Consider the following 18,345-nt stretch of genomic DNA (forward strand, 5'->3'; position numbering starts at 1 on the left):
CAGCCCCATAGATTCAGGCGGTTTTTATAATAGTTTGCCTTATCGATTCGCGCTTTTTGTCGATTTTTTCGGGAACACAAATAACCAGGCGGTGTACTCGTTTTTCACTGCTATTTTATACAAAAACAGAGGTATAAATATGCCCGCTAATGTACCTGCAACACAATTAACAGCAAGATTATCTACTTTTAAAATTTTTAATAAAAAAATGCGCGTTCCACTTGCAACAAGCATATGGGCAAGGTAAATAGGCAGTGACCGTTTTCCGATATAACCAAGTATCGAAAGAAAATTTGCTGCTATTGCCAGCCTTGAAAGCTGAACTACTAACACCGATCCCGCGACACCCACTAAAAACTTCGACAAGATTGTTGAATTGAAAGGAGAAATTCCGGTTAAATAAAAGTATTCCGTTGCCGCAAAAGCAATTATCCCTGCCAACAAAAAACTCCACTGCCCCATTATTAGAATAAACCTCCGGCTTTGAGAAAACAATATCCCTATATTGAAAAATATTAAAAATTGAAAAGTGTTATTAAATGTTTCGGGCACAAACTGCCTGAATAAAACATATGCAACCCATAATGCTGTTGAAAAATAGATCCCTGCCGCAGCGTTTAGCCGGAATAAAAAATAATTAATCATTGTTATGAAAAACAATGCATATAAAAACCAGAACTGATCCCTTGGTATTATTAGGCAGGTAATTAATTCGGCCAAGGGTGTTTGCGTATTGGTATAGGGGCTCATGGTAGAAATTAGGATCTCGGCCGATGTTTGTAGTATAGACCAGATAATAAACGGATAAACCAATCCCCTAATTTTGTCGAACAGAAAATCCTTTTTATATAATGACGACATAAAAAAGTATCCAGACAACATAAAAAACAAAGGCATATGAAAGCTATAGATAAATTTATCAGACAACTCAAAGAAGCTTGCATATTGGTTAAACAATCCTTTTACCGGCCTGATTTCTCGCAACACATGGCCGTAAACAACCAACACAATTCCCACTCCTTTAGCATAGTCAACCCACAACAATCTATCGCTTAGGTTATGGAGCTTAGTTACCCCTGGTGTTTGTGCTTGGATGTAGCTCTGCATATTAAAAATTTCTGTTTGCGGAAAAACTAAACTAACGGGTTTTAACTAAAGTTAACCTCACTTAAATACAATTGATACTAAAATGTGTATTTATGAGATATTAAGAATTGTAACAGCATACAACTAGTCACTTTCGGAATCTGTTCAACACTACTTTATAGAAATAATTATGGTTTACTTCCGATCACACTTAAAAGCTGTTCGAGGGTTATAGGTTTTATATGATATGCACAAACATGCGGGTACAGCATACATCGTTGCATATCCTTAGGACTCATTGACGAAGATAATATATGAACTTCAATATTTTTTGTAAACAAGGGATAAATCTGCTCAAACTTATCCAAAAATCGATAGCCATTAAACTTAGGCATATACAAGTCCAAAAATATAATTTCAGGCAAATGATCTTTATCAGTAGCACATTCTTTTAATTCCCGAAGTGCGCCAACCGCATCTGCCGTTGTTATACAGGATTTAAATAAATGATACTTTCTTTGCAGAAGTGTCAGAATATAAAGATCCAACTGATTATCATCAATATATAAGACATTTTTCAACATATATTAAAAGCCTGTACAACACCCTAACCTTCAACAATACTAACCTATCAATTTATCTAAATTGTTTAATGCTGCTACTTCTAAAAACCCCAAAATGCTCATTTTTAGTGAAACAATTGATTAAATATTGTGATAATAACGCCGTTTTTTATGGCAAAATTTACCGAATTAATGCTAATCCAGTGTTAAGAGACTTTTTCATTCTCTAATTGTTAAATTTTTATAAAACAATCTCGATTTGGGTTAAAATTTACCTCTGCGGGTAACTATTTGACTACAGAACTCAAAAATTATTCATAATCTTTTTCACATTAAGAAAAAAATAGGTTATATTGGAAACATATTCACTTGTTAGCATCCTTCTAACTTGGGTATTAAACAACTAAACTTTATTGACATATGGAAAAACATTACGGACAAATAATTGAATACGTTATCAGGAAAAAAGGCTATAATATAAGCGATCTGGCCCGAAGTTTAGACATCAACAGAAGATCGTTGTATAACTGGTTTAATCAAAAGGACCTGAGTGCCGCACATATCTTTAAAATTGGAAATGTTATACGGCATGATTTTTCAGTTGAATTTCCTGATATGTTTACTAAAGATGATTTTAAGTTTATCAATCAACGTTACGCTGATAACATTTTGGTTTCAACCACTCAACAACAATTAACGGACTGGAAGGAAAAATATTTACGCCTGTTAGAAGAATATGATACAGCAGTACTAATTACCGACAAGAAGTGGTTAGTGACCGCAAAATAAATTTTTCTTTTTTCGCCGACAAATAGCTCTTCCATCACCTTTACTATTAAAGTTATTGTGTGTAATTTTATGCTAAATACACACAACTGAGAAACTTTCTGTCTCATAACGGCGCGTTTCGGGTCAACTAAATACCTCTATTATAGTATTTTATAACCACTACGATAAAACCCTATTTAACAGGCCAATCGCATGATAAAAATCCCAATCAACACTATCTAACTAGCACTTGTTTTGCTGTTTTTAAGCAAGCAAACTGGTGTGGATGGAGGTACTTAGCGAGCTCGCGTACAGGGGAATCCCTTTCTTAACACTAGCCCAACGCTTCAGATTTGAACCATATCAGCAAGTCTATTTTTGCGTTGGATTTCAACAAACCTCTTACCCTCCTCTCCGGCAGTTGAAATTCACTGGGATGACGACAAAACGGGGAAACGACTATGTATCGATTTCCTCAAAAGCTTTTTATTTGCAGACGCGCCGGGCGGCTTTATTGAAGAAACAGAAAAAATTGGCTTGGCAGACGGGTATTGAATATGGTTATATAATGAAAGGGTTTGTACTAAGACCAGGCTGTTTTTACGAAAGCCCCTGTTTAAGCAACAGACGATACCGGATTAGAGCTTGGGGTTAGGTATAAATTCTTTAAATTCCATTTCTCTTACTTAATAGCCAGCTAACAGAATAGTACATTAGCTAATACTCTATGTTTTACCTAGCTGCATATTTTGGTAGAAATCATAATATACAAAGAAACTAATTTTAAATCACCATGCGCTGCTGTACACATTTGCTCAATTATTCTCAATAAAATCGCAATCTCATTTAAGCAGCTGTAACGGCACTTTTTTTGGTAAAATAGCTGGAAATTCAGCAAAATGGGAAAACAAAAAAGAATTTTGATCACCGGAGCCGCAGGTTTTTTAGGCTCTCATCTCTGCGATAGATTTATCCTTGGGGATTATCATGTTATAGGGATGGACAATTTAATTACCGGCGAACTCCGCAACATAGAACACCTGTTCAAACTAGAAAACTTTGAATTTTATCACCATGACGTATCTAAATTCATTTTCGTTCCGGGAGAATTAGATTATATTTTACATTTTGCATCACCAGCAAGTCCTATTGATTACTTAAAAATCCCCATACAGACATTAAAAGTGGGCTCACTGGGCACTCACAATTTATTGGGATTGGCCCGGGCTAAAAATGCCAGGATTCTTATAGCTTCAACCTCTGAGGTATATGGAGATCCTTCCGTTAACCCCCAGCCCGAAGAATATTGGGGCAATGTAAATCCTGTGGGGCCAAGAGGCGTTTATGATGAAGCAAAACGTTTTCAAGAGGCCATTACAATGGCGTACCATACATTTCATGGTGTGGAAACAAGAATTGTGAGGATATTTAACACATATGGGCCAAGGATGAGATTAAATGACGGCCGCGTGCTGCCGGCCTTTATTGGGCAGGCTTTACGAGAAGAGCCTTTAACTATATTTGGCGATGGTTCGCAAACTCGTTCTTTTTGCTATGTTGATGATTTGATTGAAGGAATATATCGCCTTCTGCATAGCAGCTATGTTCAACCCATGAATATAGGTAACCCTGATGAAATAACGATACGCCAGTTTGGAGAAGAAATACTTAAATTAACAGGGAGCGACCAGGAACTAATTTGTTTACCATTGCCGACCGATGATCCGAAACAACGCAGGCCCGATATAACGAAAGCCAAAGCTATATTGGGATGGGAGCCGCAGGTTTCGCGAAACGAAGGATTAAAAATAACGCTTGAGTATTTCAAATCTCTTTCAAAAATGGAGATTGAGCATAAGGATTTTTACTACTATAACAAATAACAAAATAACAATGCCGGTGTGCTTTTGGCTTACCGGCATATGCTATTTATGAAGTCCCTGCATTATATCATCGTACGACGGCTAATTATTCATTGACAACCTTCGAAAGTGCCCTCTTTTTGACAACGTATCAATAAGTTTAGCATTGTAAATATTTACACCCCGTTGGTTTAGATGGCTATCATCATAGTACATGCTATCCGGAAGGTTTAATATTTTATTGAAATTATAGTATTCACCAAGGCTGGAAAATACCCTATCTATTTCATCATTATTTTGATATGAAGCATAATTGCTTCTTGAAAAGGGTGCCTGGATAATTACGAATTTTATTTGTTGCGACCGCAACTCATTTAAGCCTGCTTTAAAAGCTTCCAACTGTGTGGCAGAGATATTAACGTTTTGTTTAAATCTTGTTTTTTTGAATTGCAAATGCCTGAAAGATTGGACATATCCTCCGGGTATGTAGGTGTCTCCTTCATTGTCTGATAGCTTCTGCTTTTTTATGTGAAATTCATTATTGAAAGCACCAAACAGTAAGGTATTGTATAATTTGATGTTGTTAATTTTAAAGGATAAAGCAATAATATCTTTATCTATTAGTCCGCTTGATATGAGGTCAATTTGCGATTCAAGTCCATCAACGCCGAACAAAACCGGATAAACATCAACAATAACCAATTTAGGTTTTAATTTTGTTACGTACTTACCTAAAACATAACGCGTTTGTAAGGGCGATTGCGAGCTTGACCCTAAATTAAACATTGATATCCCCGATTTTTTGAATATTCTGGGATCGTACCCGCGATAGGCGTGCGACGACCCTGCTACCACCAAATCAACATTTTTTATTTTCGAAACTTCATCAAATCGTTGCCTGGTAAACCCCATGCCACCGAAATAATTAAAATTCACTGCAAATGATGCAGGCACTATTGTGCCATATAATAGTATTAGTACAACATAAAATAAGCTGCAAAACACAGAAAAAAAGAAAAATCTGAATACAAATTTTTTCATGATCTAAAACTGAAAATAAATAAAATCAGAACCACCGGTTTGCATGTACATTCCTATAAAAACTATGATAATTGAATAAAAGCTCCAACGCAAAATGGGTGGCCATCTCAAACCAACATTCTCTATAGCATATCTCCCCTCCCTTCCAATCCATTCAACCGCCATAAAAACTACCAGGATCAATAACATTACCGGGCGGGGAGGATTATGGGGAGCAGTGAACAAGCTGCGGTTAAAAAGATCACCTATAATTTGAAAAGCCTGGCCAATACTGGCCGATCGGAAAAATATCCACGCAATTACAGTTAACGAAAATGTGGAAACCATTTGCATTAATTCCTTAAATGATGGTAGTAAACGACCCTGGGCTACGATTTCGAGGTTGTTCCGGTTTGTTTTCATCACAATGGATGGTATGATAAACAACGCGTTTAAAAAACCCCAGATTATAAATGTCCAGTTTGCGCCATGCCAGAAACCACTTACTATAAATATGATAAAAGTGTTTCTTATCCGCATCCAAAGGTTGCCTTTACTTCCGCCTAAAGGGATATACAAATAATCCTTAAACCAGCTTGATAACGAGATATGCCATCGTCTCCAGAACTCTGCCATATCGCGCGAAAAGTAAGGAAACGCGAAATTCCGAAGCAAGTCAATGCCAAAGAGTTTAGCCGTTCCGATGGCAATATCTGAGTAGCCTGAAAAATCCCCATATATTTGAAACGTAAACATCAAGGCCCCTAATGCTAACGTACTGCCTGTATAATTTGAAGAATGATTAAAAACCATATTGGCATATTCGGCGCAATTGTCGGCGATAATCACTTTCTTGAAAAGTCCCCACAAAATTTGCCGGCATCCGTCTATTGCCTTACTGTAATCAAAAACCCTTTTCTGCTTTATTTGCGGTAATAAGTGAGTCGCCCTCTCAATTGGGCCTGCTACCAGCAGTGGGAAAAAACTCACGAATAATGAATAATCTACAAAATTACGCTCCGGTTTGATCCGTCCTTTATATATATCGATAACATAAGATAGGCCATGAAATGTGTAGAACGAAATACCTACCGGTAGTATTACATTAATTGCAGAAGCGTGAAGCGTTATTCCGAAATGGCTGAAACTTGAAATCAACGATTCAGCGAAAAAGTTATAGTATTTAAATACACCTAAAAAACCAAGATTAACGGTTACACTTAGCCAAAACAAAAATCGCTTTAGTTTTAAGCTCTTTGCGTCTTCCATTTTCAACCCGGTGAAATAATCAAGTAAGGTTGAAAAGATCAATAAAAAAAGAAACCTGTAGTCCCAGCAAGAATAAAAATAATAGCTGGCTGCTAATAAAAGTATGTTTTGAATTTTTAATCCATTTTTATTTATTAACCAGTATAAACAGAAAATGATTGGTAAAAAAAGGCGAAGTTAAGTGAATTAAAAAGCATAGGCTATTATTTTAAATAAAACCAGCTAAGTAGCTAAATATAAATTGATTGCATCGAAAATCAAATTCATTTCAGCTCCTTTTGCTATCGATAAAAATAGTAGGATTATATTAATAGAAAGCTTTTTTGAAGCGACAGTTTAATGCACAAAATGTGAGCAATTATGCGCAAAAACCAAACGCATATAATAGTAAGAGATGTAGCATGGGTTTTAATGCTTCAGGTTAACACTTGTGCTAACAACTGCATTGTTAAAGGTTTGGGTATATAGCTTTTAATAAAAGGGTAGCGCTGATTTATAATATTATCTAAAGGTTCAATTGAATTTGAAACGAGATGAACGTGTATAGGAACATTTAAATTGTTATTAATTTTTTCAAAATGTTCAAGAAACTCCCAACCATCCATAACCGGCATGTGTATATCTAAAAATATAATAGCGGGTAAACCACTTTCGTTTTTTAAATTAATTTCCAGGTCATGAAGAAGCATTTTTCCATTTTTATAAAAATCTGCCTTGATAAAAGGCGCATTTCGAAGCAAATTCTTAACAGAATAATGATACATCAAGTCGTCATCGACTATCGCTATTGATTTTATTGGCCTGTGATTTAGCATCGAAAAAAGCTCGATTTGCAAATCGAGCGTGACAGAAGATAAAAGTTCAGAACCACAAGTAGCACAACCGAACGACTGAGTAAGTACCGCTTCCTCACTCAATTTAACGGGCACACATTGGTAACCGTATACCGAATTTGGACAGTCTTTATTAAAGCAATAACAAATTGTAAATGTCGAATTTTTCATCACAACAAATCATCTGAGTAAAAGCTGAAACCAGGGTTTTTCCTATTTACTATCTCTTTACTTAAAAAATAGAATGAGCCCTTTTCAGACCTTATTCTATATCATATAAACCACAATTGAAAAATCCACTTTCAAAAGTAATAAACGGGAACGGCAATAACCTTCTCACTGCTACCCAATATATTACACACATATGCCCATTTCTTTATATTAATTTATTGAGTTATTGGATTACTGATTGTTTTCTTTATTAGCCTGAGGCGATATATGTTTTTTTACATTTATCCAGCTTAAAAAGGCAACAAATTTAACATAGCCCTATACAAGCCCGATCGAAGGACTAATTTATTTAGGAATTCCGGTAAAACCGCCGCGATGACGAAAAAAATCGGGCCGAATTTAAATTAGAAATTGTTCAGGGGACTGCCAGCAACTAGCCAATGCATTCATTCATTCTTCATGATTATAAATAATCTTTGTAAGAGAGTGTTGCGACGATCATTTGCTGGCAGTTTGTCCATTTTTTTCATTGAAAATTAGTGCTTTTTTTAGTTATTATTACTGATTATTTTCAAATAAACACAACAAACACCAATTGATTGCGTATGAATACATACAGCAAGAAACTCACGATGTTTATCAAAAAATGCACCTCCTTTTAGATATTATAAAATGAGCAACCAACGAAAACGCGCTTTGAACATTATCCGAACCAAAAAAAACTTAGCGGTTTTGAACTTGGTTAAGCTCGAAAAAGTAAAAATTGAATACCTTAAAAAAGAACTTAATTTTTTCCAGGAACCTGAATTCATTTCTTACTCCATGGGTACGCTTAAAGTAATTGACGGCCTCAATAAAAATGAGCTACTAAAAATTGAGTTGGAATCGTTGTTTGATAAGATGAGCAAGGCAAAAATGAGCCTCGATAATTACCATCAAGAGTTAGACCTTCTTATTAAAAAAGTAGACAGTAGCGATGTAGATACCGGTTCCTTCAATAAGGATCAGCGGACTAGTTAATTTATTTCACTTTTATTTATAGCAAGTGCTTCGTGTACATTACGTAGTACTGCTTCACTAACCCTGTGTGGCGATATACGAGTCATACATATATTATGGCTGCATTTTAATTTCCCGCAGCCAGTAGTAAAATCACAATCAACAGTCTCTTTTATAATAATTACCTGATCTTTGTATAAAGATATTGGTTTCCATTCATCGACATTAACCGTCCCGCTAAATATTAAAACTATTTTTCGATAAAGCAACGCTGCTATATGTGAAAAGCCTGAATCTAAACCTAAAAACAATGTGCATTTTTTAACGATGGAAATTGACTGTAACATTGAAAATTTGCCAACACCGTTGGTGACATTATTAAGCAGGGAAATCTCCGTCATTTCATCTGGCGATAAATCAGCCTCTACTCCCATCACATATACCGGAAAGTATAACGCTATCCCTTTAATTACCTGAATAAAATTTTGGACCGGCCATTTCCGCGCCTGTGCTCCAGTGCCTAAATGTACCAACACAAATTTTTCGGGTAATGTTACGCCCTCAATGGGATCACAGGGTAAATCGTTTGGCTCCCAGTATTCTGAAAACACTGGATCTGGCAAATTCAGATAGTTAAAAAGCGGATTAATCCTTTTTGATACATGCCCGCGGTGCACGTAAGGTAATTCTGCATCCAGTAAAGCACCGCCACCCCCTACGTTATAACCGGCAAATATTTTTTTTGCAAAAAGCTTTAAAAATAAATTATTTCTTAGATCCCCTCTAACGTCAAACAGTATCCCTGTCTTTATTCTGCGTAGCTGATCCAAAAATTTCAGATAGGATATTTTTTTGTCTCTTGAAAAATAAGGGGCGTCGGCAACATACACAGCATCTATAAAAGGCACTTTAGTAGCTATTTTAAAGTTTCCGCTGCTAACTGCCAAGCTTATTTTGGCCCCCGTCATAATTTTTAAAGCCTTTATGGCGGGTAGCATTAATATCATATCACCAATATGAGCTAACTGTACAAGTGTTATCTCTTCTTTTTCATCACACTTAAATCTATGATCGTTTTGGCTTTTAAAAAAGTATGTTATCCGATCTATCAACTTAATGAACTTGATAGATCTTTCTGACGAATCAGGATAGAATCGATAATTAACCGGCGTTTTCATTGTTGTGTTTTCGCTTTTAAAATATTTAACAAGGAAACGGCATTGTCACATTGCCAGGTAAGCAGGAAATTGTGTGGCCTGATTGTCATTCAGACGCCTGGGCCTGAAGTCTTTCAATAATTTTTGTTGATGAAACACCGTCAACAAAAATTATTGTTTCTACCCGCCCCCCTGGCCTGCACTTCCTGGCTTCCAACTATGTTTTTCACAGTGTAATCCCCTCCTTTTACAAGTATATCAGGATTGATATTGGTGATCACGTTAAGTGGGGTATCATCTTCAAATACAACTATGGCATCAACAAAATATAATGCGGATAACAGAGCCGCCCTGTCGTGCTGGTTGTTTATAGGGCGATTAAGCCCTTTCAGGCGGCTAACGGAGGTATCAGAATTAAGGCCGATAATAAGTTTATCACCTAATTCTTTAGCCTTTAGCAAGTAACTAACATGCCCAATATGTAGAACATCAAAAACTCCGTTTGTAAAAACAATTCGTTGACCTTCATCTTTCCAGTTTGTTACCTGCTGCAGTAATGCCGGTAAATTATATACTTTTTCGCTTAATAATGCAGAAAGGCTGTTTTCCATTGTTTATAGGATATTATTCAAATAAATTATCAACTGCTTTACATAAGATATGCCCAATTAGAATGTGCATTTCCTGTATTCGGGCAGTAAAGATTGAAGGGACAATGATATTCAGATCACAACAATCATTCATTTTTCCTCCATCACGGCCAGATAAGCCTAATGTTTTACAATTTAAAGCCCTGGCTACGTCAAAAGCCTTAATAATACCAGCACTGTTACCACTCGTTGAAATGCCTATAAATAAATCACCTGCAGACGCCAAGCCTTCTAATTGTCTGGAAAAAACCTGATCATAACCGTAATCATTGGCTATAGCTGTGAGTGCAGATGTATCGGTAGTAAGTGCTATACCAGGTAATGGTTTTCGCTCTTTAACAAACCGGCCTGTAAGTTCGGCGGCAATGTGCTGCGCATCGGCAGCACTTCCGCCATTTCCGGCAAGTAAAACTTTATTACCGGCCTTAATGACTTCACAAATTATGGCACAGGCGGCTTCAATATCAGGAACAAGATTGTCAATCACCTTCGTGATAACGTCACGGTGATCTTTTAATTCATCAGAAATCATGATAATTTAAGTTGTAGATGTTATAATGTAAAGATTTATGGCACCAGCTGAATGCCTTGTACTCCTCTTTGGGTAAGATCTGCCAGGATTTCCTCAACCGTAGTAGTAACCGCGCCTAAACGACGAGATTACAATAGCAGCCGCATGATTGGCAAGTTCGCAGGCATCCGCCAAATCCATGCCTAATGAAATGAAGTAAGCAATACAGGCAATTACGGTATCTCCGGCACCCGTAACATCAAAAACTTCTGTAGCTTTTACCGGCAGCTCAACATGGGAGTCGGGCGAAAGGAGGACCATCCCTTGTTCTGATAGTGTAACTACCAGGTAAGGCACTTCGGTTTGATCGAATATAACGTTAGCCGCATTCTTCAGTTTTTCAATTGAATTAATATTTTCAGATTTTGAAGCTTCAGCAAGTTCTTTTCTATTTGGTTTTATAAGGAAGGCCCCTTTGTACTTTTTGTAATCAAGGCCTTTGGGGTCAACAATAACTCGTTTGCCATGTTGTGTGGCCAATGCAACAACGCGGTTTGTGAAAGATTCTGTAAACAACCCCTTATTATAATCGGATAGCACTACCAAATCGGTTTCCTGAACTGCATCATTGATTTTGTCTATCAATTCATTCTCAAGCGCTGTGGAAATCGGATGTACAACCTCGTTATCAAGCCTGAGCAACTGATGGTTCCCAACCAAAACCCTCGTTTTTAACGTGGTAACCCTGGTGCTATCTTTTACTATCAGGTCTGTTTCTAAAAAATCGATCTTTAAACGGTCAATTAACTGAACTCCGGCATTATCATTCCCAATCATTCCGGCTACGCTAACATTTGCGCCTAAACTAACCAGGTTTTGGATCACATTAGCAGCACCGCCCAATGTAATCGATTCATTTTGAATATTAACAATTGGAACGGGTGCCTCGGGCGATAACCGGCTAGAACTACCATATATGTAACGGTCAATCATCAAATCGCCAACTACCAATATTTTAGGTTTTTGTTTGAATTGTATCTCTGATACTTTTTGTGTTAACATACAACTTGGCTCTTAAGTTAAAAATTTTGTTAGTAGGCGTTTTCCTCGCCTTTTATAATGTTGTAAACGGTTTTATAAACTATTTTCAACTCGAGCCACATCGACCAATTTTCCAGGTACCAGATATCGTGTTTAACTCGCTGTTCCATAAGGGCAGGATCGTGGGTTTCACCTCTGAAACCGTTTACCTGGGCCCAGCCAGTTATACCAGCTTTTAGAAAATGCCTTACCATGTATTTATCAATGATCTGGCTATATTGCTTTGTCATGTTAAGCGGATGCGGACGCGGGCCAACAACGCTCATATCGCCAAGCAATACGTTAAAAAACTGTGGTAACTCATCGAGGCTGGTACGCCGCAGGAAAGTTCCGATTTTTGTAACCCGGCTATCATTTTTAGTGGCTTGTAAATCTGCCTGGTTATTCACCTTCATGCTCCTGAACTTATAACACAAAAATGACTTGTTGTCCCTACCGCTTCTTAACTGTTTAAACATCACCGGACCACGGCTTTCAAGCTTGATCAGCAGCCCGATAAGTGGGTATAACCAACTTAACAAAAAGACAATGACCAACAAACTGAACAAAATATCAAAAACCCTCTTTTTAAAGCGATTTTCAATCTCTTCCAATGGTTCGTTACGATTACTTAATACTGCAAAATTTCCCATGTAACTTAGTTTCAAGCTATTCACAGTTGAGTTTGATATATCCGGTACAAGTTTTAACCTCAGGCAGGATTTATCCGCCTCCTCTTGTAGTTTATTATATTCAGTGATACGCTCTGGGGATAGAGACACGTAAACATCTCTTATGCCAGAATTTGCTGCACTAACAATCTGCTCTTTAACAGATTCCAACAACTCACCGCCATTATCAAGTATCGAGTTATCCTCCTGATTTAAAAAACCCTGAAAGGAAAAGTGATTATCAGTATCTTGAAAAAAGCCGGCCAACCGAAGCCCCATCGAATTCAAACCTATTACAGCGACAGATCGCGTGATGTTGAAATTCTTTTTAAGTGTCCGTTCAAAAGCGGCTCCTAAAACCCGGCTCAACGCCAGGCCTACCAGAACCAGTAAATAAAACAGAAAAATTAAAGTGAAGGAGAATTGATGAGCTTTTGCCAATACGACGAATGACAAAAACAGCACAGAAAATACAATAAAGCTCTTTACTGTTAACCGGTAGATATTGTCAAGACGATGAATTGATTTGCTTGTATAAAGGCCGGATAACAATGCTGCAAGCAACCACAGATAGTTTGCACTCATCACCGATCCCATATCAACACCTGTCTTATCATAACCCAGCAAATCAACGACCAGCAAAAATGACAGGTTAATTACAGCAAGATCGGTGACGGCCATCACAAAATAAATTAAAAAAAGGTAGCGTGTCTTCATAGGAGTGTTTTTTAAAATACCATGTTTAGAATGCTTTCAAATTAACTTCGCCTAAATATTTAAAATAAAAAAATAATAAGCTTAACAACTCAAATAGAAAAAGTTAACAAACTAATGGCGAATTCTTTAACAATAATACAATATACACGCTACTCTTTCAGGCAAATTATGATTCTGGCACTAATATGTATAAAACTGTGCAATCTCAAATTGTTACGGTAAATCGTGGTTGAATGAAGGTATAATCACCACTCTGCCATTACGCAACAGAAGGCACAGAATCGTTAATAGTTTTCCGCCCAATACTGTTATAGTAGAATCCTAATTCGGTCATTTTATCAAGGTCGTAGAGATTCCGGCCATCGAAAATCACTTTCGCTTTCAAGCTTTTTTGGATTAGCGCAAAGTCTGGGTTCCTGAAAATACTCCACTCAGTTAATATTAACAAGGCGTCTGCACCTGCCAGTGCATCATAATGGTCATCAACATATTCGATCTTATCACCAAGCAGGTATTTTACGTTATTGGCGGCTTCCGGGTCGAACGCTACAATTTGAGCGCCTTCATTAAGCAATTCGCCAATAATTTCCAGCGCTGGAGCTTCTCTGATATCGTCAGTCTCGGGTTTAAAAGCAAGCCCCCAAATAGCAAACTTTCTCCCTTTCAAATCGTCGTTATAGTACTTTTTCAACTTCTCAACCATAATTTTTTTCTGTATGGCATTCGTTTCCATAACGGCATTCAATATCCGGAAATGATAATCATTATCTTCTGCCGATTTTGCAAGCGCCTGAACATCTTTTGGAAAGCAGCTACCGCCGTAGCCTATACCTGGAAATAAAAAGCGCTTGCCAATACGATCATCCGAACCAACCCCCAATCGTACCATATCCACGTTGGCACCAACAAGCTCGCACAAATTGGCTATTTCATTCATGAAAGTGATTTTTGCGGCTAAAAATGAATTAGCTGCATATTTTGTTAATTCAGATGATCTCTCATCCATGAAAATTATGGGGTTACCTTGCCTTACATATGGCGCGTATAATTCCGCCATCAATTTCCTGGCCCTTTCATCCGTTGTGCCAACGACAACGCGGTCAGGCTTCATAAAGTCTTCAACTGCAACGCCCTCCCTTAAAAATTCCGGATTAGATACCACAGCGATTTCAATATCAGTATGCTGTTTGAAAACGGCCCTTACTTTATCGGCTGTTCCAACCGGCACCGTTGATTTTGTGACTATTACTTTGTAATCGGTTATCAAATTAGCAATATCTTTAGCTGCGCCCAGCACATAGCTTAAATCTGCTGATCCGTCTCCGCCCGGAGGGGTTGGCAACGCGAGGAATATTACCTCGGCGTGTTCTATCGCTTCAGCCAGGTTGTCTGTAAAACGTAATCTTTCATGAATGATGTTTCTTTGGAACAATGCCTCTAATCCGGGCTCATAAATTGGCAGCTGACCTTGCTGCATCATCATAACCTTTTGTTTGTTTATATCAACGCAGGTTACATCATTTCCAGTTTCTGACAAACATGTTCCGGTTACTAATCCAACATAGCCGGTTCCGACAATAGCAATTTTCATAATGATGTTTTTTAAGGTTATTATTTAAATGAGTTATAATATTTATTGGCGTTGGGCACTTTTGCCGAGGCTTACCATAAATTTTTCGCGCGCAGTGATAATTGAAAGGTAATAACGGATATAAAACACGGTAAGCTTTTGTGTTAAATGAAGATCTTTGCCTTTCTTTACTATCAGTTTTATGCTTTTAATTGGAGGCCTCAGATCATAAAGGAAGTCAACAATGGTTTTGAACTTATTTTTGCCAGACGTCGAATTAAACCCGGATTGTCCTCCACCAACTCGCTTGGCCTTATTTATCAATTCAGATATATTTTTCCTTGCCGGATGATTTACTATAACATCCTCGGCGTATTTGATTTTATACCCGGCATCCCTTGCCCTTACCGACCACTCATAATCGCCACCCGACATTAAATCATCCTTAAAAATGCCAACAGCATCAAATACATGGCGATAGCTATACATGTTTCCTGTAACACCGGTTCCATCCTTATGGACGTAGATGTCCTGGTTAAAGGCATAAATTTTCTCGTACAATTCGGCTTCGGTAAGTTTATTTGAATGATAGTATAGCTTTATACTGCCGGCTATTCTATCGCAATCGGGATTTGCCTCCATAAAACTAACCGCATTTTTTACCCAGTTTATATCGGGGATACAGTCAGAGTCTGTAAAACCGATGATATTGCCGGTAGACATTGCGATTCCAGCATTCCGGGCAGCGTATGAGCCGGGCTTGCCTTCAACAATGATCTTGCAATTCTGAGGTATAAAATAATTAGCAGGTATTTTGTCGTTTGGGTAATTATTAACAACAATGATTTCAAATAAATCGTGATCATAGGTTTGTGCCTCAAGGGCGTTTAAGCACAACGACAATCTACTCCAGTCTTTATAAGTTGGAATTATTATCGTAACTTTTTTATTGTTCATACAGGCAAAATGTGATTGAAGTATTAGCGGATGATGTAATTTCTAATTCGTGTTCGCAGCCGCTTAACCTGCATTTTTGATTTAAGTAAAGCGGCACGGTGAAAAGGTATTCTATAAGGAAATTTTTTAAGCAAAACTTTAGCGTAAGCTGGCACATCAAAGTAATTGCGCATAATTTCCATGTAGATGTAGTTGTCAATGCATTCCTCTAATTCGGCAGTTAACATACCAATCAACTTAAGTTCTGTTCGGATCCGGACCCGGAAGTTGATACGGTTATCTAAAATTCTTTTGATTTTTTCTTTGTCTTTGCTTTTAGAGATGGAATTATCGGAAAAATGTATTATCGTATTAACATCAGGATCTGTAATTATTACAACTCCATTTTTTAGCAATCTAAACAGTAAATCATATTCTTGCGATGATGTAATATTCTCATCCCAGCCGCCTGCGCCATTTAAAGCTGCCCTGTTCCAAAGGTTGGAACTGGTGATACCCAGTTTAGAGTTGATCAGCCCCCGCCAAATGTGATGATCAACAGTCCTCCTGATTTCCTCCGGATTACCGGTATTATAATAGTTCAGTATGCACCCACCTGCAATAACACCCGTCTCCGGGTGTAGTGCGGTAATATTGAACTGATGGCTGAGTTTATTGGGCATCAGTTCATCATCCGCATCTAAGTATTGAATCCATTCACCACGAGCTTTTTTAAGGCCGGTATTGCGCGCTGCCGGTGCACCTGGTTTCTTCTCGTCTAAAACCCACACTTTACCGGGATAAGAAGAAGCATAACGCTCTAATATCTCCAAAGTATTATCCGTCGAATTATTATTTACCAGGATAATTTCGATGTGTTTATAACTTTGAACCAATACACTCCTAATGGCCCGTTCAACAAACCTTGCAGCATTATGACATGGTATTATAACAGATATCATTATAAATTTAAGATTGCGTCCTCTTCGTTTTAAATCCTTGATAAAGTATCTTTAACTCATCGCCCATCAGTAAATAAACCAGGCCGAAGTACACTATGCAAAGGCAAATACCATTTATAATAAAGTTTATCCCAACCATTTTTAACAAATAAATGGTGATGAATGAAACCGCCGCCGCGATGAACGGTACCTTTAATTCGGTAAAAAAGTCTTTTACAGAAATTTTAACCGTCAATAAAAAGCTAAACCCATATTGTGCTATAAGCACCACAAAAAGTTTATTGATTAAAATTGCCCAGGCTGCTCCAACAAGTCCATCGTAGTATATCCCAAATGCCAGAGAAGGGAGAAATATAGCGGCTTTTAGAAGTTGCTGCTTCATCTCCATACCTGGCCGTCCTAAACCTCTCAACAAAGAGGTGTTCCCGCTAACCAGAATATGCAGCATGACAGAACCCGATAAAATCTGTAAAGGAGTTACGGTGTCGTGCCATTTGGCACCAAAAACATGGATAATAAAGGGCTCGCCATTTACGATAAAAAAGATCATTACCGGAAAAACCAGTAAACAATTGAATAAAACTACTTTTAGATAATACTTTTTAATTGCCACCAGATCGTTTTGCTTTTTTCCATAAATAGGATACATCACGTTATTGATAACAGCCATCAACCTTCCGCGAAAAGTATCTGTAAGCACAAAAGCCAACGTATACAAACCCAGGGCAGATGCGCCTAAAAGCTTGCCGATTAACAAATAATCAATGTTATTGTATAAATAGTTTAAGATATTAGAGCCGGTTGTGTAAACACCAAATCCAAATATTTCCTTAAATGCTTTTTTTCACAAATGAAGGCCGGTTTCCACCTGGTTGCCCTGAAAAACAAAGGCATGGCAAAAAAACATTACCAACTGAGTTAAAAACCAAAGCCCAAACCCCGGCCCCTTTAAACGCCATTACAAGGGCTATCAAACCAACTACAATATTTGATACATTATCAATATAAGCCAGCTTTTTAAAAGCCATTTGCTTTGTAAGCTGGGCCTTATGAACTAAATTAACCGGGCTTATTAAAATACCTATACTAAGTACCGGTATTACTGATTCAAGAATAGGTTTGTTATAAAATATTGCAGCCAGGGGCGCTACCGCAAAACTCATAACCAGAAACAACAACAGCGACCAGCCAACCCCGGTCCAAAAGGCGGTATGATAATGCTCCGAGCGTAAAGTTTCTTCTTTTTTCTGTACCAACGCTGCACCAACGCCCAAATCATTCAATACCTGTACAAAGCCCGTAAACACGGTTGCCATGCCTACTATTCCAAACTCGCCGGGAAAAAGCAATTTTGCTAATACCAGTTTTAGCAGAAAATTGAAGGATTGATTAACAACTAACTGAACAAAATTCCAAAAGATACCGGACACTACAACTTTTTTGTCGGACCCTGCTTTTTTGATATTTAGTTCTTGTGTGTTTTCGTTTGATAGAATTGCATTATCCATATAAGTTAAAAA

At 37.5% G+C, this 18,345-nt stretch carries 19 protein-coding genes; 4 read left to right on the plus strand and 15 right to left on the minus strand.

Annotated features, from left to right (window positions below; genetic code table 11):
• Nucleotides 1–39 precede the first annotated feature (39 nt).
• The gene (locus ACQ86K_RS21555; RefSeq protein ID WP_431198748.1) at nucleotides 40–1,107 is read right to left on the minus strand and encodes an acyltransferase family protein; all 1,068 of its coding nucleotides are present in this window, start codon (nucleotides 1,105–1,107) and stop codon (nucleotides 40–42) included.
• A 167-nt stretch (nucleotides 1,108–1,274) separates the two neighbouring features.
• On the minus strand, nucleotides 1,275–1,670 hold the full coding sequence (locus ACQ86K_RS21560) for a response regulator (protein WP_091174159.1): 396 nt from the start codon (nucleotides 1,668–1,670) through the stop codon (nucleotides 1,275–1,277).
• A gap of 399 nt (nucleotides 1,671–2,069) precedes the next feature.
• Here ACQ86K_RS21560 and ACQ86K_RS21565 point away from each other — a divergent pair, with 399 nt between their 5' ends.
• The 3 genes from ACQ86K_RS21565 (at nucleotide 2,070) to ACQ86K_RS21575 (ending at nucleotide 4,300) form a co-directional block, all read left to right on the plus strand.
• Nucleotides 2,070–2,438, plus strand: a complete 369-nt coding sequence (locus ACQ86K_RS21565) for a hypothetical protein (protein WP_091174161.1) — start codon at nucleotides 2,070–2,072, stop codon at nucleotides 2,436–2,438.
• Between the two features lie 357 nt (nucleotides 2,439–2,795).
• On the plus strand, nucleotides 2,796–2,972 hold the full coding sequence (locus ACQ86K_RS21570; protein WP_431198749.1) for a hypothetical protein: 177 nt from the start codon (nucleotides 2,796–2,798) through the stop codon (nucleotides 2,970–2,972).
• A 344-nt stretch (nucleotides 2,973–3,316) separates the two neighbouring features.
• A complete protein-coding gene (locus ACQ86K_RS21575) occupies nucleotides 3,317–4,300 on the plus strand; it encodes a UDP-glucuronic acid decarboxylase family protein (RefSeq protein WP_431198750.1) in 984 nt (327 codons plus the stop codon).
• Between the two features lie 81 nt (nucleotides 4,301–4,381).
• On the opposite strand, the gene ACQ86K_RS21580 is transcribed toward ACQ86K_RS21575, so the two are convergent.
• The 3 genes from ACQ86K_RS21580 to ACQ86K_RS21590 all read right to left on the minus strand — a co-directional run bounded on the left by ACQ86K_RS21580 (nucleotide 4,382) and on the right by ACQ86K_RS21590 (nucleotide 7,485).
• Nucleotides 4,382–5,320, minus strand: coding sequence for a hypothetical protein (locus ACQ86K_RS21580; RefSeq protein ID WP_091174168.1), 939 nt, complete (start codon nucleotides 5,318–5,320; stop codon nucleotides 4,382–4,384).
• 3 nt (nucleotides 5,321–5,323) lie between these two features.
• A complete protein-coding gene (locus tag ACQ86K_RS21585) occupies nucleotides 5,324–6,568 on the minus strand; it encodes an MBOAT family O-acyltransferase (RefSeq protein ID WP_256337530.1) in 1,245 nt (414 codons plus the stop codon).
• Nucleotides 6,569–6,984: 416 nt separating this feature from the next.
• Nucleotides 6,985–7,485, minus strand: a complete 501-nt coding sequence (locus ACQ86K_RS21590) for a response regulator (protein ID WP_176844562.1) — start codon at nucleotides 7,483–7,485, stop codon at nucleotides 6,985–6,987.
• A gap of 759 nt (nucleotides 7,486–8,244) precedes the next feature.
• On the opposite strand from ACQ86K_RS21590, the gene ACQ86K_RS21595 reads away from it, so the two are divergent.
• Nucleotides 8,245–8,592, plus strand: a complete 348-nt coding sequence (locus ACQ86K_RS21595; protein ID WP_091174180.1) for a hypothetical protein — start codon at nucleotides 8,245–8,247, stop codon at nucleotides 8,590–8,592.
• Here ACQ86K_RS21595 and ACQ86K_RS21600 read toward each other — a convergent pair.
• From ACQ86K_RS21600 to ACQ86K_RS21645, 10 genes are all read right to left on the minus strand, one after another.
• Nucleotides 8,589–9,749: a glycosyltransferase family 9 protein gene (locus ACQ86K_RS21600; protein WP_431198751.1), complete on the minus strand. Its 1,161-nt coding sequence runs from the start codon at nucleotides 9,747–9,749 to the stop codon at nucleotides 8,589–8,591. The two genes, ACQ86K_RS21595 and ACQ86K_RS21600, sit on opposite strands and share 4 nt — an antisense overlap.
• 140 nt (nucleotides 9,750–9,889) lie before the next feature.
• Entirely contained in the window at nucleotides 9,890–10,339 is a 450-nt protein-coding gene (locus ACQ86K_RS21605; protein WP_431198752.1) for an adenylyltransferase/cytidyltransferase family protein, read from the minus strand.
• Nucleotides 10,340–10,352: 13 nt separating this feature from the next.
• A complete protein-coding gene (locus ACQ86K_RS21610; protein ID WP_091174190.1) occupies nucleotides 10,353–10,910 on the minus strand; it encodes a D-sedoheptulose 7-phosphate isomerase in 558 nt (185 codons plus the stop codon).
• A gap of 93 nt (nucleotides 10,911–11,003) precedes the next feature.
• Nucleotides 11,004–11,951, minus strand: a complete 948-nt coding sequence (gene rfaE1, locus ACQ86K_RS21615; protein ID WP_431198753.1) for a D-glycero-beta-D-manno-heptose-7-phosphate kinase — start codon at nucleotides 11,949–11,951, stop codon at nucleotides 11,004–11,006.
• 29 nt (nucleotides 11,952–11,980) lie between these two features.
• Nucleotides 11,981–13,357: an undecaprenyl-phosphate glucose phosphotransferase gene (locus ACQ86K_RS21620; RefSeq protein ID WP_091174196.1), complete on the minus strand. Its 1,377-nt coding sequence runs from the start codon at nucleotides 13,355–13,357 to the stop codon at nucleotides 11,981–11,983.
• Nucleotides 13,358–13,616: 259 nt separating this feature from the next.
• A complete protein-coding gene (locus ACQ86K_RS21625) occupies nucleotides 13,617–14,948 on the minus strand; it encodes a UDP-glucose dehydrogenase family protein (RefSeq protein WP_091174199.1) in 1,332 nt (443 codons plus the stop codon).
• A 42-nt stretch (nucleotides 14,949–14,990) separates the two neighbouring features.
• On the minus strand, nucleotides 14,991–15,884 hold the full coding sequence (locus tag ACQ86K_RS21630) for a glycosyltransferase (RefSeq protein WP_091174202.1): 894 nt from the start codon (nucleotides 15,882–15,884) through the stop codon (nucleotides 14,991–14,993).
• Nucleotides 15,885–15,907: 23 nt separating this feature from the next.
• A complete protein-coding gene (locus ACQ86K_RS21635; protein ID WP_091174206.1) occupies nucleotides 15,908–16,825 on the minus strand; it encodes a glycosyltransferase family 2 protein in 918 nt (305 codons plus the stop codon).
• A 7-nt stretch (nucleotides 16,826–16,832) separates the two neighbouring features.
• Nucleotides 16,833–17,651 (minus strand): oligosaccharide flippase family protein, encoded by an 819-nt coding sequence (locus ACQ86K_RS21640; protein ID WP_431200910.1) that lies wholly within the window; start codon nucleotides 17,649–17,651, stop codon nucleotides 16,833–16,835.
• 4 nt (nucleotides 17,652–17,655) lie between these two features.
• Nucleotides 17,656–18,333 (minus strand): oligosaccharide flippase family protein, encoded by a 678-nt coding sequence (locus ACQ86K_RS21645; RefSeq protein ID WP_431198754.1) that lies wholly within the window; start codon nucleotides 18,331–18,333, stop codon nucleotides 17,656–17,658.
• Between the last annotated feature and the right edge of the window lie 12 nt (nucleotides 18,334–18,345).

Origin of the sequence: Mucilaginibacter sp. P19 (assembly GCF_050632265.1) — a bacterium.
Lineage (GTDB): Bacteria > Bacteroidota > Bacteroidia > Sphingobacteriales > Sphingobacteriaceae > Mucilaginibacter > Mucilaginibacter gossypii.